Here is a 21,130-nt window from a genome sequence, read left to right as displayed (position 1 = left end):
TGGCGTCGAACAGGGGCGATGCGGCTCGATGAGCCGCATGGGCACGGAAGGCGGATTGACGATTATCTCACGGGCCGGCCTCTCGGGCCCCGCGCGGCAGTCGTCGGCGCCGCCGCGGCCTGCATCGCATCGATCAGATGGTCGCGGAATGCGCGAACGGACGCGGGCAGATCGCGCCCCGCCATCGTCTGCACCTGGATGCTGCGCTCGCGCAGCTGCGGGTTCGTCACGGGCACGACGACGAAGCCGTCCGCGGCGCAGCGGTCACGCACCGACAGCAGCCCCGTGAACATCACCGCGCCCGTGCGCCGCGCGTAACCGTACATCGCCGCCGTGTTGTTGCTCGTCAGCTCGGGCTCGAGCAGCAGCCCGTCGAGCGCGCACGCGATGTCGATCAGCTGGCGCACCGTCGTGCCGGCCTCGGGCAGCACGTGCGGGTGACGCGCGACATCGGCGAGCGACACCGCTTCCCGCGTCGCGAGCGGATGGTCGTGCCGCACCAGCGCGAAGATCGGCGCGCGCTCGGTATGGTCGACGCGCACGCCCTTCTCCGGCGCGAGGCTGAAGCTCAACGCGATGTCCACATCGCCATCGCGCACACGCCGCGTCGCGTCCGCCGGCGACACCACCCATACGGAGAAATCGACACCGGGATGGCGCGCCTTGAAGCTGGCCAGCGTGCCGGGCAGGAAATCGATCGCGAACCCTTCCGAGCACGCGATCTTCAGCAGGCTGCCGTGCAGTGCGTCGAGCCCGCCGATGTCCTTCATCACGTGCTCGGCCTCCAGCAAGCTGCGCTGCGCGAACGCCAGCAGCCGCTCGCCGGCCTCCGACAGCGCCATTCCGCGCGGCCGGCGCTCGAACAGCGGTGCGCCGAGCTCGCTCTCCAGTTTCGCGATCTGGCGGCTGATCGCCGATACGGCCACGTGCAGCCGCGCGGACGCGTCGCTGATCGAGCCGGTGCGCGCCACCTCGACGAAATACCGCAACGCCAGACCATGCAGGAAAGCCGCCATCGCTCTGTCTCCGCCCGGCTGCCGGGCTTGCCGCTTTGCCTTTTCGGCAAAGAAAGGTTCGAAATTCGATCATTGTGACAAAAAAAACGGCTTCCTAGAATCGATCGCACTTCACGCTGCATGCCCGATCCGGCGCGTGCGGCGAACCCGTCAGAGGAGACCCGACTTGAGCCGTACCGCCGCCATCCAGCACGCGCTGAACCAGTTCGAATCCGGTGCGTTCTTCACGACCCTGAGCCGCCGCGTCGGCCTGCGCACCGAAAGCCAGGACAGCGGCAACGAAGCCGCGCTACGCGCCTACCTGACCGACGAGATCGCTCCCGAGGCCGCGCGCCTCGGCTTCACGTCGCGGATCGTCGACAATCCCGTCGACGGCGGCGGCCCGTTCCTGCTCGCCTCGCGCCACGAAGACGACACGCTGCCGACCGTGCTGATCTACGGCCACGGCGACGTCGTGCGCGGCTACGACGCGCAGTGGCGCGCGCCGTTGTCGCCGTGGACGCTGACGGCCGACGGCGACCGCTGGTACGGCCGCGGCAGCGCCGACAACAAGGGCCAGCACACGATCAACCTGGCCGCGCTGGCGAGCGTGCTCGACGCGCGCGGCGGCCGGCTCGGCTTCAATGCGAAGCTGCTGATCGAGATGGGCGAGGAAACGGGTTCGCCGGGCCTCGACGCGCTGTGCCGCCAGGAGCGCGACGCGCTCGCGGCCGACGTGCTGATCGCCTCCGACGGCCCGCGCATCGCCGCCGCGCGCCCGACGGTGTTCCTCGGCTCGCGCGGCTCGGTCAATTTCAAGCTGAGCCTGCGCGCCCGCGACGGCGCGCATCACTCCGGCAACTGGGGCGGGCTGCTGCGTAACCCGGCGATCGTGCTCGCCCATGCGCTCGCGAGCCTCGTCGACGCGCGCGGCGCGATTCGCGTCGCGGGGCTGCGTCCGCCGCCGATTCCGGCAGCCGTGCGCAATGCGCTCGCCGATCTTTCCGTCGGCGGCGGCCCCGGCGATCCGGCACTCGACGCCGACTGGGGCGAGCCCGGCCTCACCGCGCCCGAGCGCGTGTTCGGCTGGAACACGTTCGAGATCCTTGCGTTCAAGGCCGGCAACCCCGAGCACCCCGTCAACGCGATCCCGCCCGCCGCATATGCGCACTGCCAGTTGCGCTTCGTCGTCGGCACCGACTGGCAAGCGCTGCACGCGCATCTGCGCACGCACCTCGATGCGCACGGCTTCGCCGACATCGAGATCGACGTCGAACGCGGCGCACCGGCGACGCGCGTGCCGCCGGACGATCCGTGGGTGCGCTGGGCCGTCGCGTCGCTCGCGCGGACCACCGGCAAGAAGCCCGCGATCCTGCCGAATCTCGGCGGCACGCTGCCGAACGAAGTGTTCGCCGACACGCTCGGGCTGCCGACGCTGTGGGTGCCGCACTCGTACCCGGCGTGCTCGCAGCACGCACCGAACGAGCACCTGCTCGCGAGCGTCGTCAGCGAGGGGCTGCAGATGATGGCCGGCCTCTTCTGGGATCTCGGCGACGACGCGCCGGCCGTTCGCCGCACGGCGCCCGCCGCGGCCGGCGCCGCCCTGTAACGCGCTTTGCCCCTTTCACGGGACCTGCACACACGATGAATACGACCACCCTGACCTCGCAGGAAGCCGCCCGCCCCAGCGCCGCGAAGATCCGGCGCATCATCTTCGCGGCGTCGATCGGCAACGCACTCGAATGGTTCGACCTGATCGTCTACGGCTTCTTCGCGGTGACGATCGCCAAGCTGTTCTTCCCCGCCACCAGCGAAGCGACGTCGCTGATGCTGACGCTCGGCACGTTCGGGCTGTCTTACCTGATCCGGCCGATCGGCGGCTTCATCCTCGGTGCCTACGCGGATCGCGCGGGCCGCAAGGCGTCGCTGCTGCTGTCGATCGCGATGATGATGGCCGGCACGCTGCTGATCGCGCTGATGCCGACCTATGCATCGATCGGCCTGCTCGCGCCGCTCGGGATCATGCTGTCGCGGCTGATGCAGGGCTTTTCCGCGGGCGGCGAATTCGCGAGCTCGACCGCGTTCCTCGTCGAGCACGCACCGCAGCGGCGCGGTTTCATGTCGAGCTGGCAGTTCGCGAGCCAGGGCCTCGCGACGCTGCTCGCATCGGGCTTCGGCGCACTGCTGACCTCCACGCTGACAACCGCGCAACTCGAAAGCTGGGGCTGGCGCGTGCCGTTCCTGTTCGGGCTCGCGATCGGCCCGGTCGGGCTGTATATCCGCCGCTACGTCGACGAAGGCGTCGAGTTCAAGACGCAGGCACGCTCGGAAGCGCCGGTGCGCGAGCTGTTCGCGGAACAAAAGGTGCGGGTGCTGCTGTCGATCGGCGCGCTCGTGATCTCGACCGCGATCAACTACATGATCCTGTACATGCCGACTTACGCGATCAAGCAACTCGGGCTGCCTGCATCGACCGGCTTCGCGGCCACGCTCGCGACCGGCTTCGTACTCACGCTCGTCACACCGGTCGTCGGCCACCTGTCCGATCGCACCGGGCGGATCCGCATGATGGCGGTCGCGGCAGTCCTGATGCTCGTGACCGTGTACCCGACGTTCGCGTGGCTCACGCGTCACGCGTCGTTCGCGACCATGCTCGCCGCCCTGGTCTGGATCGGTGCGCTGAAGGCGATGTACTGCGGTGCGCTGCCGGCACTGATGGCCGAGCTGTTCCCGTCGCAAACCCGCGCAACGGGGCTCGCGGTCAGCTACAACACGGGTGTCACGCTGTTCGGCGGCTTCGCGCCGTTCGTCATCACCTGGCTGATCAGCGCGACCGGCAACCGGCTGTCGCCGGCGCTCTATCTGATGGGGTGCGCGCTGCTGAGCCTCGCCGCGCTGTTCGTCGCGCGCACGCGGCTCAAGATGCGATAACGGGTGAACCGACGGCGCGGCGATGCGCTGCCGGCGCGGCCCGTCGCGGCATCGCTGCCGCGCGGGCCGGACGCCACCTGCTTCAGGTCAGGGCGCCGGGCTCGGCTGCAGTTCGTGCAGCGCGTCGATCTCGGCGAGGATCTCGTCGGACAACGTCACGTCGACGCTGCCGATGTTCTCCTTCAACTGCTCGAGCGACGTCGCCCCGATCAGGTTGCTGCGCGTGAACGGCCGGCTGTTGACGAACGCCAGCGCGAGCTGCGCGGGCGACAGTCCGTGACGCCGCGCGAGCGCGACATAGCGCGACGTCGCCTCGACGGCCTGCGGCTTGCTGTAGCGCTGGAAGCGTTCGAACAACGTGATGCGTGCGCCAGCCGGACGCGCACCGTTCTCGTACTTGCCGGACAGCCAGCCGAACGCGAGCGGCGAATACGCGAGCAGGCCGACGCCGTCGCGATGCGTGAATTCCGACAGCCCGTTCTCGAACGTGCGGTTCAGCAGGCTGTACGGATTCTGGATGCTCGCGATGCGCGGCAGCCCGAGCTTCTCGGCCGCGCGCAGGAACTGCGCGACACCCCACGGCGTTTCATTCGACACGCCGATCGCACGCACCTTGCCGGCCTTCACGAATTCCGCGAGCACGCCGAGGGTTTCCTCGATCGGCACCGTATAAGCATCGTCGACCCACGGATAGGCGGGACGGCCGAACGTCGTCGTGCTGCGATCGGGCCAGTGCAGTTGGTAGAGATCGACGTAGTCGGTCTGCAGGCGCTTGAGGCTACCGTCGAGCGCTTCGGTCAGGTTCTTGCGGTCGAACTGGTTGCCTTCGCCGCGAATATGGCGCGGATTGTGCGGCTGCCGCGCCGGCCCCGCGATTTTCGTCGCGAGCACGATGCGCTCGCGCTGTGCGCGATGCTGCGCGAGCCAGGTGCCGATGTACGCCTCGGTGCGCCCTTGCGTGTCGGGTTTCGGCGGCACCGGATACATCTCCGCGGCATCGATCAGCGTGACGCCCTGCCCGATCGCATAGTCGATCTGCTCGTGCGCATCGCGCTCCGAATTCTGCTCGCCCCACGTCATCGTGCCCAGGCCGATCAGGCTGACCTCGATGCCCGAATCGCCAAGTGTGCGGTATTCCATGCTGCTCCTGTCGCGTCGGTGGAAAGCAGGAACGCTATCACATTGAAGCGACCGCTTCAGACCGGCTTCGCCTACGCTTACAGGCGGCCTTCGGCGCCGGCAACGAGGTTCGCGTGCCGGCCCGGACGATGGCGCTGCCGCCCGCCGTCACTGCGGCCGCTGGATGAAACAGGTTGCCGACGCATGCGCGACGATCTTGTCGTCCGCGGTCTTCAGCGTGCCCTCCGCGACGCCCAGCGAACGCGACAGGTGGATCACGCGCCCTTCCGCGATCAGGTCGACGTCGCGCGGCACGGGCCGCAGCATCTTCACATGCAGGTCGACCGTGCCGTAGCCGACGCCCGCATCCAGCATCGAGTGCACCGCGCACCCGGTGACCGAATCGAGCACCGTCGCGGCGAACCCGCCGTGCACGCCGCCGAGCGGATTCAGGTGCCGGCCGTCCGCCCGCGCCGAAAACTTCACATAACCGAGTTCGACGTCGAGCGGACGCATCGGGATCGTCTCGGAAATCGACGCGAGCGGTGCATCGCCCGATACCGCCGCGCGCAACAGATCGAGACCGGACAGGGAAAGCGGGTTCATCGGGTTGTCTCCGGGTTGAAAGCGCGTCGCCGCGCGAGTAAGTTCTAAATTGGAACTCATTATTGGCAACGACGGCGCCCGTTGTCAACGTGGTCGGGCCCGTTGCAACCGAAGACGGGTTCTATAATCGAACCCGCTGTTTCGCTGAACCGCCGCAAAGGATGCAAGAGACTCGACGATGAAATGGGACGACATCGGCACGCTGAACTGTTCGGTCGCGCGTACGCTCGCCGTGCTCGGCGACCGCTGGACCATGCTGATCCTCCGCAACGCGTTCCTCGGCTGCCGTCGCTTCGACGCGTTCCAGACCCAGCTTGGCCTCACGCGTCATGTGCTGGCCGAGCGGCTCGCGCGACTCGTTGACGAAGGCGTGCTGGTCAAGCGCGCGTATCAGGAGCGGCCGCCGCGGTTCGAATACCGGCTGACGGACAAGGGGCTCGACCTCTACCCGACCCTGCTCGCGCTGACGGCGTGGGGTGACCGCTGGAAAGACGACGGCCAGGGGCCGCCGGTGCAGTTGCGTCACCGCACTTGCGGCCAGCTGATGCATGCGGTCACCGTATGCTCCGCGTGCGGCGAACCGCTCGACGCACGCGACGTGCAGCCGGAGCGTGGCCCCGGGTGGATCGCAGCCGAGGCAGCCGGGGCGCCCGCGGACGAGAATTGATGCAGCGTCGTGCATTCATGAGTGAACGCGCAGCGCACACGGATCGTTAGTCGCACTCACGCAGCTGTTGCGTGCCCGAGTCGAGCCCGCCCGGCTGCACTCGCGCAGGGCTTGCATGCCGCGACTTTCCCACCACCGCACGCGCAATCGCGCGCTGCTTTCGACTCCAGCCGCTGATCAACCCGATCACGCACTCGGATCCTGCACAACGCAACTTTGCGTCACCGTCTCTGTCATCGCGACCATCGCGATGACTCATCCCGCCTCATCCACACGTGACCGGGCCGCCACGTCTGCGTTACACTCACGGCCCGCTGTCTCGAAATTGTTCGCTGTCCAAGATGTTGTCGCGCAATCGCCTCGCCGCTGCCTGTCTCGCCGCCTCCCTGCTCGCCACTCCGTTCGCCGCCTTCGGCAAGACGCAAAGTGAATCGCTGCTCCAGCAGGCGATCGACTTGGTGTCGCGTTGGCTGCCGGCCCCCACTCACGAAGCACCTGCGACCCAGGTCGTCGAATCGGCGTTTTCGCCCGACGGCGGCGCCGAAGCGCTCGTGCTGAAAGCGATCGGCGCCGCGCGCAGCTCGATCCGCGTTGCCGCCTATTCGTTCACGTCGCCGCCTGTCACGCGCGCACTGCTCGCGGCGAAGCGACGCGGCGTGAATGTCGCGGTGGTCGTCGACGACAAGGGCAATCGCGCCAAGAGCAGCAAGCAGGCGCTGAACCTGCTCGTCAACGCAGGCATCCCGACGCGCACGATCGACGCCTATGCGATCCATCACGACAAGTACCTCGTGATCGACGCCGAACACGTCGAAACGGGCTCGTTCAACTACAGCGCATCGGCGGCCAGCCGCAATTCCGAGAACGTCGTCGTGGTGTGGAACAACCCGCAACTCGCGTCGCGTTATCTCACGCACTGGCAAAGCCGCTTCGACCAGGGCACGCCGTACCGCTCCAGCTACTGAGGCAGGCCGCGCGGCGCGCGCCCCGTGTTCGATCCGCCGTGTTGCTGATGATCGGCGAGCGCGGCGCGCAACTCAATTCAGCCGAATGGCCAGCGCGCCGCCGCACTCAATGGAGTTCCGGCGGCCGCCCGGTCGCCGCACCGGCCTGAGTCGTCGGCGCACAGCGATTCGCCTGTCCGCTCGCGCCGCTTGCCGAAGACGTCGGCAAGCCGCTGGCGCCGCCGGGCAGCGCGCTGCTCACGCAAACGACGCCGAATGCCAGCGTGTTCTGAACCATCGGATAAAGAAGATACAGCGCAAACGCGAGATAGCCCGCGTACAGAAATCGAACCATGGTGCGGTGGGAGGCGATGAACGAATGGACTCGCCCTGTTTACGGCACTGCGCCGGGGTACCTTGAGGTATCGCGCCCCCGATTGCGCATCGGGGCGAAACGCGGTTCCAAGGCGCCTGCTTCTCACCCCATCTGCATCGATTCGTGCCGGGCCACCACCGGTCGGCGAATTCGCAACGTGGCGATGCGCCGGACAATGCGCGATACTGTCCGACATACAATCCCGTAACCGTCCTCGCAGCCGCGACAAAAGACAAGGCCCATGCAAATCGCACCGAAACCGGCCGACGAGGCGGCCCGGCTCGATACGCTTCATTCGCTCTCGATCCTCGACACGCCCCCCGAAGAGCGCTTCGATCGCCTGACGCGTCTCGCACGCAGGCTGTTCGACGTACCGATCGCCCTCGTCAGCCTCGTCGACGACGATCGCCAGTGGTTCAAGAGCCATGCCGGGCTCGACGTCACGCAAACGTCGCGCGACGTTTCGTTCTGCGCCCATGCGCTGCACGAGGGCCATACGATGGTGATCCAGGATGCGCTGAACGACAACCGCTTCCACGACAACCCGCTCGTCACCGGCGCGCCCGGCATCCGCTTCTACGCCGGTCGGCCGATCACGGCGCCAAACGGTGCGCCCATCGGCACGCTATGCCTGATCGACACGCGGCCGCGCTCGCTCGAACCCGACGAGCTCGCGCTGCTCGGCGATCTCGCCCACATGACCGAGCGCGAGATCGCCGCGCTGCATTTCGCGACCACCGACGAGCTCACGCAACTGACCAACCGGCGCGGCTTCGAGATTCTCGCCCGCCACGTGCTGAGCCTGTGCGATCGCCTCGACCGTCACGCGGTGCTGCTGTTCTTCGACCTGAACGATTTCAAGTCGATCAACGACCGCTTCGGCCATGCCGAAGGCGACCATGCGCTCAAGGCGTTCGCCGACACGCTGACGGGCGCGCTGCGCGACAGCGACGTGATCGCCCGGCTTGGCGGCGACGAGTTCGTCGTGCTGCTGAGCGCCACCGATCCGGCCGACGTTGCCGAGCCGGTCGAACGCGTGACGCGGGCGCTCGCGCTGCGCAACGCGGCCGACGCACGCGGCTATGACATCCGGTTCAGCGTCGGGCATGTCGACTACGATCCCGCACGGCATCGAGACGTGACCGCCCTGCTCGCATCGGCCGATCAACGGATGTACGAGGACAAGCAGCGCGGCAAGACGGCCGGCAAGTAAGCGCGGGCGGACCGGGCGCAGGCGCATGTCGCCGCCCCGCCGCTCAACTGCGGTTGCGGGGTTACGTCAGCTTCCGCACGGCGGCGCGCTGGCCATGGCCTCCGCGATCTGCTCGGGCGTCAGGTCGCGCTGATGCGTCGCGAGCGACCAGCGATGGCCGAACGGATCCTCGACCTGTCCGTAGCGATCGCCCCAGAACATGTCGGCAGCCGGAATCGTGACCGTTGCGCCGGCCGCGACCGCCTTCGCGATCGCCGCGTCGATGTCCGGCACGTACAGGTGCAGGCAGACCGACGTGCCTTTCAGTGCCTTCGGCCCGAGCGCGCCGTGCTCGGGCATTTCATCCACCAGCATCAGTGTCGAATCGCCAATCACGAGGCACGCGTGCGCGAGCCGGCCGTCGGGCATCGCCAGGCGAAACTGTTCGCTCGCATTGAACGCGCGCTTGTAGAAGTCGATGGCTGTGGTTGCGCCGGCGCAGATCAGGTGCGGCGTCAGCGTGCGCATCCCCTCCGGGATCGGTTTGACGGACGTGGACATGAGTGTCGCTCCTTCGGGCGGTTGTCGTATCGGAATCGGGACGGGCGCGCGATGCGCACGCCTCCGATGCTACGACGGACGAACCCGGCGGAAATCGACACGGCGCCCGACATTTTTTTGTTTTCCCGGGTATCGACGCACGCGGGTTCCCGGCATCGGCGTCATTGGCGCGTCAGGTCGGCCTCGTTGCCCGGCGCGCCGAACTGCCGACGGCATGCCTCCAGCAATCCGGCCACCGCATCGAGCGGCAGATCGGCAAACCGGGCGATCGGCAGCATCACGCCACCCGGTACCTTGTTGCGCGATGAAAGCGCCGAGAACTGGTAGCCGATGTAGCGATTTCCGGCAACGCTGATGATCCGGAATTCGGTGACGTCGCGCCATCGCGTGACGGGTTGCTCGCGCAAAGCTCCGATCAGCCTGAAGCCCGTCTCGTCGACCTGCAGCGCCATCCTGCGCCGCGACGACACGAAGAAGGCGGCCCCCGCCAGCGCCAGCAACACGGCCAGTGCCGCCACCGGCCAAAGCGCCGGCGCGGCCGCGTAACCGCACAAGCTCGCCACGGCCAGCACCGCGCACGCGATCGCCCTTCCTTTCAGGCTCCGGACATCGACCGCCAGCATCATCGGCAACCGGCCGACGACGGTTCCCGCGTCGGGATCGACGTGCCAGCCGGCGGAATCGGCGGTTTCGCTTTCGTCGTTCATCGCGCAATCGCTCACATCGGCGACAATCTGCTCATCGAGGCCGGATACCCGATCGAAGCGCCGCGACAGGCTGTCTGTCGCCGGAAAATGGTCGGGATCGACGAAGGTAAGCATCGACGCACGACAACACGCCTTCGTCCGCGCGGAACCGGCCAAGCACCGTCGGCATCGGTCATGTTCAGTTGCACACCTTGACGGTACCGTTGGTCGTGCATTGACCAATCGCCCAGTGGCTCTGCCCTGCCAGATGAGGTGCCTGGCCGACGCCACGGATCGGCTCGGACGGCGAAGATGCCGGCACGGCCGCGGCAGCCGACGCGGTGTCGGGCGACGGTAGCGGAAGCGGCTCGGGCGCGGTCTGGCAAGCCGACAGCGCCAGACAAAGCGCGGATGCCAACAGGGCGATGAGCGGTCTGGACATGATCTCGTACGCGTTTGCGATATTCGCTTCCGGTAAAACGGGCTCGCTCAGGATCACGTGCCCCGTCAGTCCGTTCGGCGCAACCGCCAATGCATCATGACGGTCATCCAATACTACTCCTCGCGATCGACGTCGCGCGAGCGGCCATTCGGCCAGGTGTCGCCCTCCATGCGGAGGCACCCGTTATCGCTGACGCATGCCGCGCCGGTCAGATTTGCGGCAGGTCGCGCAAAGTGCGCGACTCGTTCGTTGCATCGATGTCGAGCTCGATGCCTTCCGATGCATCGCGATACAGCACGCGCTTCAGCCGGGGGCCGATCGCGGTGGCGTCCGATGCCGAGAAGATTGCGCGGACATCGTTTCCGGACGCGAGCGCACGCGCCACGTCTGCCACCGGTGCTTCGCTGGGCGTCGCCGCCCACGACCGGTCAGCCGGATTCACGGCCGCCCAGCGCACGTGCGTCACGCGCGCGCTGAGCGGATCGATTCGCACGCCATTCACCGCAAACATCGACATCGGCATCTCCTTCGAATTTTTTTGCGGCCCGCCGTACCGATACGCGGTCACGGACGGCTCCAGATCTCGCAGACGTTCCCGCCGGATCCGCCACGGAAATCGCGATCGGGCCGTCGCCGTAGTCCCATTCGTTCAGGATACTGACGCGACACGACTCAAGTCGCGCGACGGCTTCCGGCACGTGCGCCACTTCGATCGCCGGCGCAATGCCATGGCCGGTCGGACGAAACTCGGGGTACGGAAACTTGCCACCGCCCGGAAGCGATCGTCTTCGACCGGCACCAGGATGCCCAGACTCGCGATCATGCGCGCTTCTCCGGCCCACGTGATTTTCGATGATACATTGGGACGCTTTACAACCGTCAACAGACAATCGTGCACGGGAGAAACACATGACCGACGCCTGGGGAACCTTCCCTGCCAGAATGGGCGACCATCAGGCTTTCATCAGCTTCAACCACAGCTTTGCGGAACTCGCCGAGGGCGATCCGCGCACGTCGCTGCTCAGCGTGCGCGTCCCCTTTGCGCATCCGACGCCGGAAGGCCTGCCGAGCGGCGACGAATTCGCCGACCTCGCAACGATCGAGGATCTGCTCGACGCCACGATTACCGCGAAAGGGGGCGTGCAGGTGGGCCGCATCACCGTCGACGGCCACCGCGATTTCCTTTTCTACGTGCCATTCGACGAAGCGGCAGCGGCGGAGATCGTCGACGCGCTGGCCGATCAGACGACTTACGCCCTTCAGTACGCGCATCAGGACGATCCGGACAAGGAAGCGTACTGGCAGACGCTCTACCCGACCGATGACGACTGGCTGATCATGCGCGACATGCGCGTGCTGGATGAATTGCGCAAGAAAGGCGACGCCAGCGAGATAAGCCGGCGCGTGATGCACTGGGCCTACTTCCCCGACCCGAGCGACGCGCATCAGTTCGCGGACTGGGCCGAATCGAAAGGCTATCCGGTCGAATCGGTGGCGCCCACCGAGGACGGCAAGTCGGCCGTCCGGTTTTCACATGAAGGCACCATGGCGCTGGCCGACATCACGCGCCATACGATCGCGATCAACCACGAAGTGCGTGCACTCGGAGGGGATTACGACGGATGGGAAACCAGCGTCGAACAGGCTGGCTGAGCGGCTCGACCTGCCCGCTGTGCGACACGTGATGCAACGCATTCGGCGCAAAAATATCCCGGCGGCATGCTTGCGCGCCGCCGGGACCAAGGCATCACCGGCCGAAACCGGCGATGGGCCTGAGGGTTCGCTCAGGCACGAGGAAAGCGATTCGTGCGGATCAGGCGAACGGATGACGGGGTGCGCAATCGATGCGCTCACGCCGCCCGCCGGACGCCCGTCCAGTTCCGTCGACGCAGCCTCCCGCGTCGGACGGGCAAAAAGCCCCCGCTCCTGCGCGAGCGAGCGGGGAAACGGTTGACCGGGCCGGGGAAGAACGGTCAACCGGCCAAATTGTGAGCGTGGGCCGCGCAACGATCTGTGCGGCAACTCACCATTTGGTGACAATGCCGCAGCAATTGGTTCGCTCGTATGCCGCGCGAATCGCGTCACGGTCCGAGCGCAACGCCCGCGGCCGGCGCGAGCATTACCACGATGATGGGCGACAGCACCACGGCCCCGATCATCATCACGCCGTCGGCCGCGAGCGTGACAGGCGTCGCGAGCACGCGCACGGCCTTGCCCGCCGTCGTGATGTGGTCGGTGACCGGGATCTTGTACGAATGCGCAAACGACGACCACGTCTTGCCCTGCGCGAAACCATCGGCGCGATAGCGCGATCCGGCCAGTTCACCCTTCATCCCCAGATCCCGGTCTCCGAGCTTCGTGAAACCGTCCTCCAGCGCACGACTCCAATCCTCATCGGTCATGTCATCGCGATGGAGCCGCAGCGAGAAGTCGCCCGAGATCTTGCTGCCCTGCGCGACGAACCCATCTAGCGACGCCTCGATCGATTTCCGGTAAGGCGATGCCAGCACCGCGCCGAGATGCTCCGGCATATCGAAGATGTAGTGATATTTCTTGCCGAGCACGACGAATTTCTTGCCGTCCTCGCTGACGAGGAATCGGTCGACTGTCTCTTCGTAATGGCCGTCTTCGAACAGCATTGCAGTGCAGCCTGCCAGGCCGGCAGCGACAACGATCGCGCCCGCGGTCAGCAGCGTTCTTCTTTTCATATCTGGAGTTTTATTTTGTTTTAATTCAATCGGATATTTTTAGCCCGAGCCCAGTTTCCGGTAAGTCGCAGGCGTTGTCAAAGCAGGTTTATTCTATTTTTCCGATAGACATGATTCGGGCTTCATTTTTCTGTACCGATTTTTTCGAAACCGCGTTTTTCGAACATAGGGACTCGCGTCATGGCAACCGGGTTTCGTCATCGTGACGGTCAGCTGAAAAGCCATTCTGCGACGCTCGCGATCCAGTCGAGATCGCCAGTGATATCGATGACGGTTTCGCCGACGATTTCGGCAGTCGATGTGGTCGATACGCCCGTCGCCACTGCCCCGGCAGCAACCGCGTTCGCCTTCGCCATTTCGACCGGCGCGCCCGATCTCGGATCGGCCAGCCGCCCCAGCCAATCGACGATGTTGGCACGCGCATCCTCTTCATCAACGAAATCATGCCGCTCGAGAAAGCGATCGAACACGATCCACGCAAGCGTCTTGCTTCGCGAATCGGATTCGAGATGCCAGTCGACCACACCTGTCCGACCGGACGCCCTGATTTCGAGCCTCGCGGTGAAACAGTAATCGAGGTACTCGATTTCAAGTTTCGACGACATGACTTTTCTCCGGTCGATCTGCCAGCTCTGTACTGACGATGTGCCGCGCACCGGGCTCCTCGACACTGTATGAATCTTCGATGAAATTCGCGCGGCGCATCATGTCCGCGAGCAGTATCGCGATATTCTCGTGACCTGTCGATATCGATCCCCGACACGTGACCGCAATCGATTTGCCCACCATTCTCCTCCGCGCTTTTGCCCGCGGCCAAGGTTCAGCCGTGAATCGTGCCGATTTCCTATTTCGGGTATTGTCCTGCCTCGCCGCCGCAATCGCGCTGCTAAACTGCAATCAATAAGGCCGCTTGCGGCATCAGAGGAAACAATGGCACTCGCCCACGCACAGGAAAATGGCGTAGAAGTCTGGGTGATCCAGCTTCCCGGGCACACACCCTATGCCTACACGCACCTCAAGCGGGTATTCTCGTCTGACGATACGCGCCATCGGGTCGTGACGATCGACCTGCCGAAACTGCTGGCATGTGCCGACCGCGACACGACGGACTACGTGTTGCCGTCCGTTCTGTACTGGGCCCCGGGAAAAGCCGCAGGCATTCGCGAATTCCTCGATCCTGAACAGGACAGGATTGCGGACATGCCGTACATCACGTTTCGCGAGACGAGAACGCGAACGCTGCTCGGCATCCCCGGCCTGTCGAAGGTCGGCGTCGCGTCGTTCCGCAACGGCCAGCATCGCGCACGCTATCTGGCCTATGCAGGCGCAACGACCCTGCCCGTCGAGGTGCACGAGACGGAAGCCGAGTTGCTCGTGCGGTACTGCGGCGAGTAGCGACGGAGTCCGTTCGGCTTTCGCCCGGCGACGGCCGCACATCGTGCGGCCGTTTGCTCGAATGTCGCCAGGCCGCTACGCCTGTATCGCATGGATCCGGTCGGTGACCGCCGTCTGGCCGATGCGGCTCGTCCCGATACCCGCCCGTTCTCAACGACGCTGCGCTCGAACGATACCGTGTCGGCCTGTCCCGGGACGACGAAATCGAGGCATCGCACTCCGCACGTTATCGTCGCGCACCTTGTTGCATGCGCCGTCGCCACGCACTGGCTCGTGACGCTCTCCAGCGCTCGTCTTCTTCACGGCTGACGCGATCACGTCGGCGCCTGCCCGCCGGGCGTCGCCGCGACGCGTTGCCCGTGCAACGGGATGCAGGCAAAAAAAATCCCGCCACCGTCATCGGTCGTCGGGATCGAACGGCCCTGCAAAGCATGAGGGCACGAGGAAGGCGACACATTACACCAACGTAAGACTGTTGCGCGCTGTCGGTTCGCGCCAAGTCCCTGTCCCATTCCGCCATTCATGCAGCAAGGCGCGGCCTAGAACGAAAAAAGCCTGCTCACGCGGAACGCGAGCAGGCAAGAAAACGGATCAGCATTCGAGGCACGAGGGCTGTCCATGGAAGATAACGGCACGGGGCGCGAGAACCTTAGCTGGGACAGGAAACTTCGCAACATCATGTCGACGGGATACGGCCATCCCATCTCGCGTCGAAGATCCATGGATGAAAACCGGCGACCCAGTGACGATATCCTGTCGATCGCCACTCTGGCTTTCCGCCAATCGCGCAGTTCCACCCGCCTTGCTCGTAGCAAAGCACCACTCCGTTCAATCGGCCATGTATGGCAAACTTCGGCTCCGAATCGGCGCAGCGCGCACTCTTCACTGCAGGGAAATCATGTACGTCTTGATCTATATCGCAGCAGTCGCTGTCGCGAATCTGATGGTCGCTCATTTCGGACCGGCTGCTACACCGATCATCGCGTTCTTTCTGATCGGACTCGACCTCGCGATTCGAGACCGTCTCCACCTGGACTGGCGCGGCCGCGCACTTTGGTCGAGGATGCTTGCGTTGATCGCGGCCGCCGGCGTCGTCAGTTACGCGCTCAATCCCGCTGCCAAGGAAATCGCCCTCGCGTCTCTCGTAGCGTTCGGTTCGGCAGCCGTAGCAAGTGCAATCGTGTTTCAACTCGCACGTCGTTTTCCGATACTGGCGCGCGCCAACGGTGCGAACGTCGCGGGTGCGGCTGTCGACTCCATCGTCTTTCCGCTTATTGCGTTCGGGGCAGTGTTTCCGACGATCGCCGCATTGCAGTTCATTGCAAAGGTGGCGGGTGGCGCTTTGTGGTCGTGGGTGGTTTTTCGAAACACTCGAACCGGTCAGGCGGGGATCGCGCGCAATGTGGTCGATCGGTGATGACGAGTTTGCTTTTACGCAGCATTCACTACGTATATATCCACGCCTGCCTGGACGCCAAAAAAGCAAAATGCCCGACACCGAACAGGGCGAACACGGCGCCAAACGGCATGAGGCCTGACGGAGGATGAGAAGCAAGCAGATCGGCGGATACAGTCATGGGTCGATGCCCTCGATCGGACGCAATATTGCGTTGATCTGCTGCCTCCACGTGTGAAAGAAGCTGGGCATAGCGCCGAACTCGATCATCACGCGCGCTCCGTCCAGATATCGCTGACCACGCTTTGATCGAAGCAGTTCGACACGACGCACCGCCTGTATCAGCTTCAGTGCGTGAGATCGCTGCTCGGGAGGGAAACCCGCGCGCGGCGAGACGGTGACTGGGACAAGGCATCAGAACCCATCGCCCGAAAAATCTGGTCAAGCGTCTTGCACGCAGAGCCACCAGCGCTTCGAGCAGATAGATGATCGCCACAACATTGCAAGCAAGGATGGCCAAGTCATCGGGATCCAGCAAAAGCCACGACAAGATCAGCAGGGGCAGCAAGGCGGAAGCAGCGCCAGCGAGCGAATAAAACACCCGCTGTAAGTCGTCGCAGCCATGACCTTGCGCCTTGAACCTGTTTCCCGTTCCATTGTCGGGGCCACGGGCTTGCGTTTTCAGCGCGTGGAGTAAGCATGCAGACAGCGGAAAGGTTGATTCAGCGTCCCGCCAGGATCGGTCGGCGCGCAATTTCATATCCCAGGAACCAGCGGCGCACCAACCCTATCGTCACGATGCCCACGATCACGCCGGCAACGACATCTGCCAGGTAATGGCCCCCAACGGAGAACGTCGATACCAACATGACAGAATTGAGCGCGAGCGCAACGGGAAAAATGAAGCGAAGATTACGTGTGACGTAGATCAACATTACCGCGACGACTGCATGAAATGACGGTAACGATACGATTCCCTGCATCGCCATCGGATTCATCACGATGGGCGCCCCACTTCTGGCACTGAAATAATCGGAAACGTGAGACGCCGGCCCGGAATCGCTAATACCGAAGTACGGGAATGCACTCGCCGCCGGATACCACGTCGAAATCGCAACGACGAATATCAGCGAAATCACGAATATCAGCATCATCTCGCAAAGCTCTTGCTTTCGACGCAGCAGTCCGAATAAAAAGCACAACAAAACCATCTGATATGAAATGGTTTTATATGCGAACAAAAGTACTTGCTGAACAACCTCGTAACGCACGACCCATTGATAGCTTTTCAACCAGTCGAATCCGAACGATTGCTCCCATGCCAGAAGCGCGCCCTGGATCTCTGGACGGTTGACGGCCGCCCCGATATACGTCGCAATCACTGCCGCCTGCGCATTCATCGTGACGGTCCGAAAGCAAAGGACCGAGAGCGCGATATCCCGACAACGAAGCTTTTCGGCAATTTCCCGATAGCGTGGGATACGACCGATGCCGACCAAGACACCGCAGATCAGTAGCGTCATGATGCACGTCTCGACCGAGTGCAGATACCACTCGTGAATGAGGGACAGCCCAAATCGGCCCATGGTCGCGAAATCGACAGCAAACATGACACCCGTCAGCATCCATGCAATCGCAAACGCCCCCAACACTCTCGTTCTCATGTTTCCCCGGCCATGCTTTTTATTGACGGTGTGCCCGTCCTGTCAGCACATATTCAATCACGCCCGGCAAAAAATTACACTGGGCGTTTGTCATAGGGCAGCCAAATCAGTCATCGCGGGAACGGCACTCATGGCGGAGGCGGTTGCGGTATATCCACCGTTGAAGGGGCGTTTCCACGTCTCGACCGCCTTGTGTCGATCGAAGGCACTCGCTTAGCCGGTCGACACTCGCACCACTTTTACCTCATTCGAGCTGTCGAGTGCGACGTGCATCGCCTCGCGCATGCTATCCGGGGAGCGAATCGAAGGGAGCACCCAAGTGCGCAATCCGCGAAGTCGCCCTGCGTTCGAATGCCCCGCCCGCCGGAGCCCGCAAGATCCAATGCCTCGGCCTCGCGCAACTGCAAGGCCGGTCACATTCGCGTGAAGCGCGCAATGCAGTGCCGGAAGGTGCGCCGCAGGATAATCGACCAGTTCGAAATTATGCCAACGCTCGCGGCATGCTTGATCGACCGGAGGCGATCCGCGGCACTGAGGAGCCTGTCCGTGTTCACGCCGAAGTGCGGCACGCACGACACGCATGACGGATTCAGGGGATTCCGAGGGAAGTTGATGAGCGAAACGATCGAGGCGAAGGTCATTGCCGGTCGATTCTCATTCCATGACTTACATGCATATTTGCGACGCGACATGAGAGCGAGCGCGGCGCCCTGCCCGACCTGCATGCGAACCCGGCGACAACCGCACGGTGTACGACCGAAACAAAATCGGAAAGCGCTGTGAATTCCATTTTGTGGAATGCCAAAACAAAAACGGCACTGTCTTTTGGGACAGTGCCGTTTTTAACAACTTGATACTGCTTGGAATTTTGTGGGGTGGCTGATGGGACTCGAACCCACGACGACAGGAATCACAATCCTTATACATTATTCTTATATTTCATGGTGTTAGGTAGGAGCATTGGAACATGTGGTGTCGCGAGAGCCTTGTCTGGCGTAGCGAAAATTCCTCATCTTCCAGAGAAATTCACCTCATTCGGCCGGCGCTGCCTCGGTCGTCATGTCGTCCACCGGGTAGAGTTGCAGCACCGCACGCACGGCCTCGACGTTAGACGGCGGCAGACGCGAAACAGCGCCGACCTCGAAGACTAGAACATGTTTCCAATCAAATAGGCCGGGCGATTCGGCCATTTGTCTTTTTATTTCAATTCGTTATATGCACACTCTGGAAGAAAACCACGCGCCAGAGTGTGCATCTTGCCACAATAAGAATCAAGCACTTACCTATGTGTGCTGAACAGCCTTCGACGGCTGAGTCATCGCCCGTCTCGTGAATCCGGATCCGGGCATCGGTTGTCGTCGACGTCGGGACGTCGACAAGCATCACGCCGTTGCAATCGGTCAGAATGGCAAGCGCCTGTCACTGCCCGTGCGTCGACGAACGCTGGCCCAGTGACCCCATGGAAGCCGCCTTTGTTCAGGCACGGTTGCTGCGGCATCAACGGCGTCATGACTGGGCGACTCGGCTCTCGAAGATCAGAGTATGAATCCAAGCGCCGGCCGACTCGAAAAGCTTGCCCCTACTCTGACCTTGCCGGTTGTGCCTGGTCCACTTCTGAAACCTCATCAGGCCTGACAGCTTCGCGACCAGCGTCTCGACCTTCACGGAACGTGACGTATCTGAGCCCAATCCCGAAAGTTCGGACGTCGTTCGGATTCCCCCCCACATCACACGGCCGCAACGCCCCTTGCACATCAATGGAAATGACTAGCAACGGGTACTCGATGGCATCGGCGTCTAGTTGGACTACCCATTCAAAGCCGCCGTCCGGACAGGAGTGAACCTGACATTCACGCCCATTGACTACGACGCGTATGATCGGCGGTGTGACCGCACCTGGCGCATACGCATGGCCGTGCAGGCAGACTTCGAAACCGCGCCCAGGAGCTACGTCAGCGGGACAGTCCAGCGAAACAACAAAGCACGCGCGCGCTTCAGCGCTCCAGACGCCCCAATGTTCGGGAGCGTGCCAGCCGCGTCCAAATGCGGCGCATGCAGCCCCGGGCGTATCGGATGCGAGGCTCAGTGGCTGCCCTAGCACGAGCGTAGGAATTTCCGGCAAACCGCCTGCACTCAGGTCAAATCCCCAGCGATAGGCAAAAATGTGGTTGAGCATGTCCTCAGGAAACGCCGACGGCCGGTTGGTCGACAACCGCGGGACGGGCCAATGCCACGCGCTTTTTCTTGCGCGAGAAAAAGCGAGCAAAGAGCGGGTGCTAGCGACTTCGAGCCTGACGGGAATCCAGGGGGAGCAGGTTGCAGGCAAGAGGCTGGCGTTATTGCGGTCATCCGTGAGCAATTGCCGAATATCGTTGCATCCCAGATAACCCGCTTCCTTGAGCGCGCCGGAGGATACCGCCCCTACGAACGCCAGATTGTCCGCGCAGAGCAAGCTATAAGTGTTGCAGCCGACAAGCACTACGTTGGGCGCGCTTTCCAACAAGGCATGCAGGTGGCGCGAATCATTCTGAGCGGGATGAGGGCGGATGGCCAGCAGGTCGACCTGTTGTGCCCACTCGGTGATCTGCGTTATGAAATCGACGGGCCGGACCAAGCGGCCGCCGCAAACCAAGGCCAAATCAACGTCCATCTGCCCCAGGAATAAGCCCACGTTTAAATCGGGCCGCACGATGGAGGACTGCCCGCGCCGGGCGAACTGCGCTCGCAAACCAGCGGCGGCTGACCAGAACACCTCTTCGTCGATGCGGAGACGCTCCAGTTCGGACTGAATCCCCGCGTCATTGGTGCGCATCGCCAGATGCAGATCGCGGGTAAAACGGATCGAGTTAATCTCTACATCAATGAACGCCGCCCCATGACTGTCCACAAAGTGCATGACGGAAGGCGGTAGGCCCCAGCCAATCACAAGGGTAGCGGGCGTCAGGTCGAGCGCCAACGCGCCTAAGTGTTCGGCCGATCGGCTCAAGTCGGCCGTACATGCTGCCGCCCAGCCTTGAGGGCTTTGCGGCAAGCCAAGTGCCTCCATGAGCTTAGGCACGGTGATGCTCCCGCCCTGCGACTGCGGACATACCTCTCGCACGCCCCACCCCAATCTTGAGGCTGCCGTCCCGAAGAAGGCGCGCAAGAACTTGCGGTTGCTACGTGACGCCGGGGATAGTCCATTTTCGCTTGTTCGAAAAAAATCGTCGGCGAAAATCACCTCTTTGATATGATGTCGTCGTTTCAAGCCCAACATGATCCGATCGGCTATTTTTGCAGGTTATTGCACTCATCGTGAGCGCTTGTGTGACGGGAACCTAGGGAATCACTGATTAATAGGCTATCCCGCGAGGTTGTCGGCGGTGGCGGTTCGGAATTTCCGGATGCCGAAGTGACGTGCCGCCCATTCGAGTGAGTTTGCCCCGAGTATGTGCATCATTTTTCACAC

General features: G+C 63.5%; 21 protein-coding genes. 8 read left to right on the top strand and 13 right to left on the bottom strand.

The features are described 5' to 3' along the window. Window positions 1-62 precede the first annotated feature (62 nt). Window positions 63-1,016 carry a LysR family transcriptional regulator gene (locus tag G3N96_RS21665; RefSeq protein ID WP_124584214.1) on the bottom strand — a complete coding sequence of 318 codons (954 nt, stop codon included), beginning with the start codon at window positions 1,014-1,016 and terminating at the stop codon, window positions 63-65. Between the two features lie 166 nt (window positions 1,017-1,182). Here G3N96_RS21665 and G3N96_RS21660 point away from each other — a divergent pair, with 166 nt between their 5' ends. Both G3N96_RS21660 and G3N96_RS21655 read left to right on the top strand, forming a co-directional pair. Then, window positions 1,183-2,604, top strand: a complete 1,422-nt coding sequence (locus tag G3N96_RS21660; RefSeq protein ID WP_124584212.1) for a M20 family metallopeptidase — start codon at window positions 1,183-1,185, stop codon at window positions 2,602-2,604. A 35-nt stretch (window positions 2,605-2,639) separates the two neighbouring features. Then, complete coding sequence (locus G3N96_RS21655; RefSeq protein ID WP_124584210.1) at window positions 2,640-3,926, top strand: MFS transporter; 1,287 nt, start codon at window positions 2,640-2,642, stop codon at window positions 3,924-3,926. 87 nt (window positions 3,927-4,013) lie between these two features. On the opposite strand, the gene G3N96_RS21650 is transcribed toward G3N96_RS21655, so the two are convergent. Then, on the bottom strand, window positions 4,014-5,066 hold the full coding sequence (locus tag G3N96_RS21650) for an NADP(H)-dependent aldo-keto reductase (RefSeq protein WP_206138417.1): 1,053 nt from the start codon (window positions 5,064-5,066) through the stop codon (window positions 4,014-4,016). Window positions 5,067-5,213: 147 nt separating this feature from the next. After that, window positions 5,214-5,651 carry a PaaI family thioesterase gene (locus G3N96_RS21645; RefSeq protein ID WP_124584206.1) on the bottom strand — a complete coding sequence of 146 codons (438 nt, stop codon included), beginning with the start codon at window positions 5,649-5,651 and terminating at the stop codon, window positions 5,214-5,216. Window positions 5,652-5,829: 178 nt separating this feature from the next. Between G3N96_RS21645 and G3N96_RS21640 the strand changes: the two genes are divergently transcribed. Both G3N96_RS21640 and G3N96_RS21635 read left to right on the top strand, forming a co-directional pair. Then, window positions 5,830-6,318 carry a helix-turn-helix domain-containing protein gene (locus G3N96_RS21640; protein ID WP_206138416.1) on the top strand — a complete coding sequence of 163 codons (489 nt, stop codon included), beginning with the start codon at window positions 5,830-5,832 and terminating at the stop codon, window positions 6,316-6,318. A 341-nt stretch (window positions 6,319-6,659) separates the two neighbouring features. Beyond that, a complete protein-coding gene (locus G3N96_RS21635) occupies window positions 6,660-7,283 on the top strand; it encodes a phospholipase D family protein (RefSeq protein ID WP_034201824.1) in 624 nt (207 codons plus the stop codon). A gap of 106 nt (window positions 7,284-7,389) precedes the next feature. Here the strand turns inward: G3N96_RS21635 and G3N96_RS21630 are convergent, their stop codons facing one another. Continuing rightward, entirely contained in the window at window positions 7,390-7,617 is a 228-nt protein-coding gene (locus G3N96_RS21630; protein ID WP_124584202.1) for a hypothetical protein, read from the bottom strand. 262 nt (window positions 7,618-7,879) lie between these two features. Between G3N96_RS21630 and G3N96_RS21625 the strand changes: the two genes are divergently transcribed. After that, the gene (locus G3N96_RS21625) at window positions 7,880-8,851 is read left to right on the top strand and encodes a sensor domain-containing diguanylate cyclase (RefSeq protein WP_124584200.1); all 972 of its coding nucleotides are present in this window, start codon (window positions 7,880-7,882) and stop codon (window positions 8,849-8,851) included. 66 nt (window positions 8,852-8,917) lie between these two features. Here the strand turns inward: G3N96_RS21625 and G3N96_RS21620 are convergent, their stop codons facing one another. The 4 genes from G3N96_RS21620 to G3N96_RS21605 all read right to left on the bottom strand — a co-directional run bounded on the left by G3N96_RS21620 (window position 8,918) and on the right by G3N96_RS21605 (window position 11,036). Further along, a complete protein-coding gene (locus G3N96_RS21620) occupies window positions 8,918-9,391 on the bottom strand; it encodes a VOC family protein (RefSeq protein WP_206138415.1) in 474 nt (157 codons plus the stop codon). 161 nt (window positions 9,392-9,552) lie between these two features. Then, window positions 9,553-10,098: an aspartyl-tRNA synthetase gene (locus G3N96_RS21615; protein WP_206138424.1), complete on the bottom strand. Its 546-nt coding sequence runs from the start codon at window positions 10,096-10,098 to the stop codon at window positions 9,553-9,555. A 178-nt stretch (window positions 10,099-10,276) separates the two neighbouring features. Then, window positions 10,277-10,519, bottom strand: a complete 243-nt coding sequence (locus G3N96_RS21610; protein ID WP_124584196.1) for a hypothetical protein — start codon at window positions 10,517-10,519, stop codon at window positions 10,277-10,279. Between the two features lie 208 nt (window positions 10,520-10,727). Beyond that, window positions 10,728-11,036 carry a phosphatidylserine/phosphatidylglycerophosphate/cardiolipin synthase gene (locus tag G3N96_RS21605; protein WP_046546333.1) on the bottom strand — a complete coding sequence of 103 codons (309 nt, stop codon included), beginning with the start codon at window positions 11,034-11,036 and terminating at the stop codon, window positions 10,728-10,730. Window positions 11,037-11,428: 392 nt separating this feature from the next. Here G3N96_RS21605 and G3N96_RS21600 point away from each other — a divergent pair, with 392 nt between their 5' ends. Continuing rightward, window positions 11,429-12,172 carry a DUF695 domain-containing protein gene (locus G3N96_RS21600; protein ID WP_124584194.1) on the top strand — a complete coding sequence of 248 codons (744 nt, stop codon included), beginning with the start codon at window positions 11,429-11,431 and terminating at the stop codon, window positions 12,170-12,172. 428 nt (window positions 12,173-12,600) lie between these two features. On the opposite strand, the gene G3N96_RS21595 is transcribed toward G3N96_RS21600, so the two are convergent. Next, window positions 12,601-13,158 (bottom strand): hypothetical protein, encoded by a 558-nt coding sequence (locus tag G3N96_RS21595; protein ID WP_241022766.1) that lies wholly within the window; start codon window positions 13,156-13,158, stop codon window positions 12,601-12,603. A 278-nt stretch (window positions 13,159-13,436) separates the two neighbouring features. Further along, window positions 13,437-13,832, bottom strand: coding sequence for a hypothetical protein (locus G3N96_RS21590; RefSeq protein WP_124584190.1), 396 nt, complete (start codon window positions 13,830-13,832; stop codon window positions 13,437-13,439). A gap of 325 nt (window positions 13,833-14,157) precedes the next feature. Here G3N96_RS21590 and G3N96_RS21585 point away from each other — a divergent pair, with 325 nt between their 5' ends. Both G3N96_RS21585 and G3N96_RS21580 read left to right on the top strand, forming a co-directional pair. Continuing rightward, on the top strand, window positions 14,158-14,622 hold the full coding sequence (locus G3N96_RS21585) for a hypothetical protein (protein WP_206138414.1): 465 nt from the start codon (window positions 14,158-14,160) through the stop codon (window positions 14,620-14,622). A gap of 898 nt (window positions 14,623-15,520) precedes the next feature. Next, window positions 15,521-16,039, top strand: a complete 519-nt coding sequence (locus G3N96_RS21580) for a VUT family protein (RefSeq protein WP_206138413.1) — start codon at window positions 15,521-15,523, stop codon at window positions 16,037-16,039. 701 nt (window positions 16,040-16,740) lie between these two features. Here the strand turns inward: G3N96_RS21580 and G3N96_RS21575 are convergent. From G3N96_RS21575 to G3N96_RS21565, 3 genes are all read right to left on the bottom strand, one after another. Continuing rightward, window positions 16,741-17,670 (bottom strand): phosphatase PAP2 family protein, encoded by a 930-nt coding sequence (locus G3N96_RS21575; protein ID WP_206138412.1) that lies wholly within the window; start codon window positions 17,668-17,670, stop codon window positions 16,741-16,743. Between the two features lie 1,043 nt (window positions 17,671-18,713). After that, the gene (locus G3N96_RS21570; RefSeq protein ID WP_206138411.1) at window positions 18,714-18,872 is read right to left on the bottom strand and encodes a hypothetical protein; all 159 of its coding nucleotides are present in this window, start codon (window positions 18,870-18,872) and stop codon (window positions 18,714-18,716) included. Window positions 18,873-19,261: 389 nt separating this feature from the next. Then, the gene (locus G3N96_RS21565) at window positions 19,262-20,938 is read right to left on the bottom strand and encodes a hypothetical protein (protein ID WP_206138410.1); all 1,677 of its coding nucleotides are present in this window, start codon (window positions 20,936-20,938) and stop codon (window positions 19,262-19,264) included. Window positions 20,939-21,130 lie beyond the last annotated feature (192 nt).

The sequence above is a fragment of the Burkholderia sp. Se-20373 genome, from assembly GCF_017104705.1.
Taxonomy (GTDB): domain Bacteria; phylum Pseudomonadota; class Gammaproteobacteria; order Burkholderiales; family Burkholderiaceae; genus Burkholderia.
Note: the sequence above shows the minus strand (reverse complement) of the source record. Positions and strands in the feature narration are given on the sequence as shown.

Excerpts from the sequence above, each read along its gene's own strand:
- G3N96_RS21625 (WP_124584200.1), top strand. The coding sequence starts at position 7,880 with ATGCAAATCGCACCGAAACCGGCCGACGAGGCGGCCCGGCTCGATACG.
- G3N96_RS21630 (WP_124584202.1), bottom strand. The coding sequence starts at position 7,617 with ATGGTTCGATTTCTGTACGCGGGCTATCTCGCGTTTGCGCTGTATCTT.
- G3N96_RS21580 (WP_206138413.1), top strand. The coding sequence starts at position 15,521 with ATGTACGTCTTGATCTATATCGCAGCAGTCGCTGTCGCGAATCTGATG.
- G3N96_RS21635 (WP_034201824.1), top strand. The coding sequence starts at position 6,660 with ATGTTGTCGCGCAATCGCCTCGCCGCTGCCTGTCTCGCCGCCTCCCTG.
- G3N96_RS21600 (WP_124584194.1), top strand. The coding sequence starts at position 11,429 with ATGACCGACGCCTGGGGAACCTTCCCTGCCAGAATGGGCGACCATCAG.
- G3N96_RS21610 (WP_124584196.1), bottom strand. The coding sequence starts at position 10,519 with ATGTCCAGACCGCTCATCGCCCTGTTGGCATCCGCGCTTTGTCTGGCG.
- G3N96_RS21620 (WP_206138415.1), bottom strand. The coding sequence starts at position 9,391 with ATGTCCACGTCCGTCAAACCGATCCCGGAGGGGATGCGCACGCTGACG.
- G3N96_RS21665 (WP_124584214.1), bottom strand. The coding sequence starts at position 1,016 with ATGGCGGCTTTCCTGCATGGTCTGGCGTTGCGGTATTTCGTCGAGGTG.
- G3N96_RS21590 (WP_124584190.1), bottom strand. The coding sequence starts at position 13,832 with ATGTCGTCGAAACTTGAAATCGAGTACCTCGATTACTGTTTCACCGCG.
- G3N96_RS21595 (WP_241022766.1), bottom strand. The coding sequence starts at position 13,158 with ATGCTGTTCGAAGACGGCCATTACGAAGAGACAGTCGACCGATTCCTC.
- G3N96_RS21655 (WP_124584210.1), top strand. The coding sequence starts at position 2,640 with ATGAATACGACCACCCTGACCTCGCAGGAAGCCGCCCGCCCCAGCGCC.
- G3N96_RS21565 (WP_206138410.1), bottom strand. The coding sequence starts at position 20,938 with ATGTTGGGCTTGAAACGACGACATCATATCAAAGAGGTGATTTTCGCC.
- G3N96_RS21650 (WP_206138417.1), bottom strand. The coding sequence starts at position 5,066 with ATGGAATACCGCACACTTGGCGATTCGGGCATCGAGGTCAGCCTGATC.
- G3N96_RS21645 (WP_124584206.1), bottom strand. The coding sequence starts at position 5,651 with ATGAACCCGCTTTCCCTGTCCGGTCTCGATCTGTTGCGCGCGGCGGTA.
- G3N96_RS21570 (WP_206138411.1), bottom strand. The coding sequence starts at position 18,872 with ATGGCCGAATCGCCCGGCCTATTTGATTGGAAACATGTTCTAGTCTTC.
- G3N96_RS21640 (WP_206138416.1), top strand. The coding sequence starts at position 5,830 with ATGAAATGGGACGACATCGGCACGCTGAACTGTTCGGTCGCGCGTACG.
- G3N96_RS21615 (WP_206138424.1), bottom strand. The coding sequence starts at position 10,098 with ATGAACGACGAAAGCGAAACCGCCGATTCCGCCGGCTGGCACGTCGAT.
- G3N96_RS21605 (WP_046546333.1), bottom strand. The coding sequence starts at position 11,036 with ATGTCGATGTTTGCGGTGAATGGCGTGCGAATCGATCCGCTCAGCGCG.
- G3N96_RS21585 (WP_206138414.1), top strand. The coding sequence starts at position 14,158 with ATGGCACTCGCCCACGCACAGGAAAATGGCGTAGAAGTCTGGGTGATC.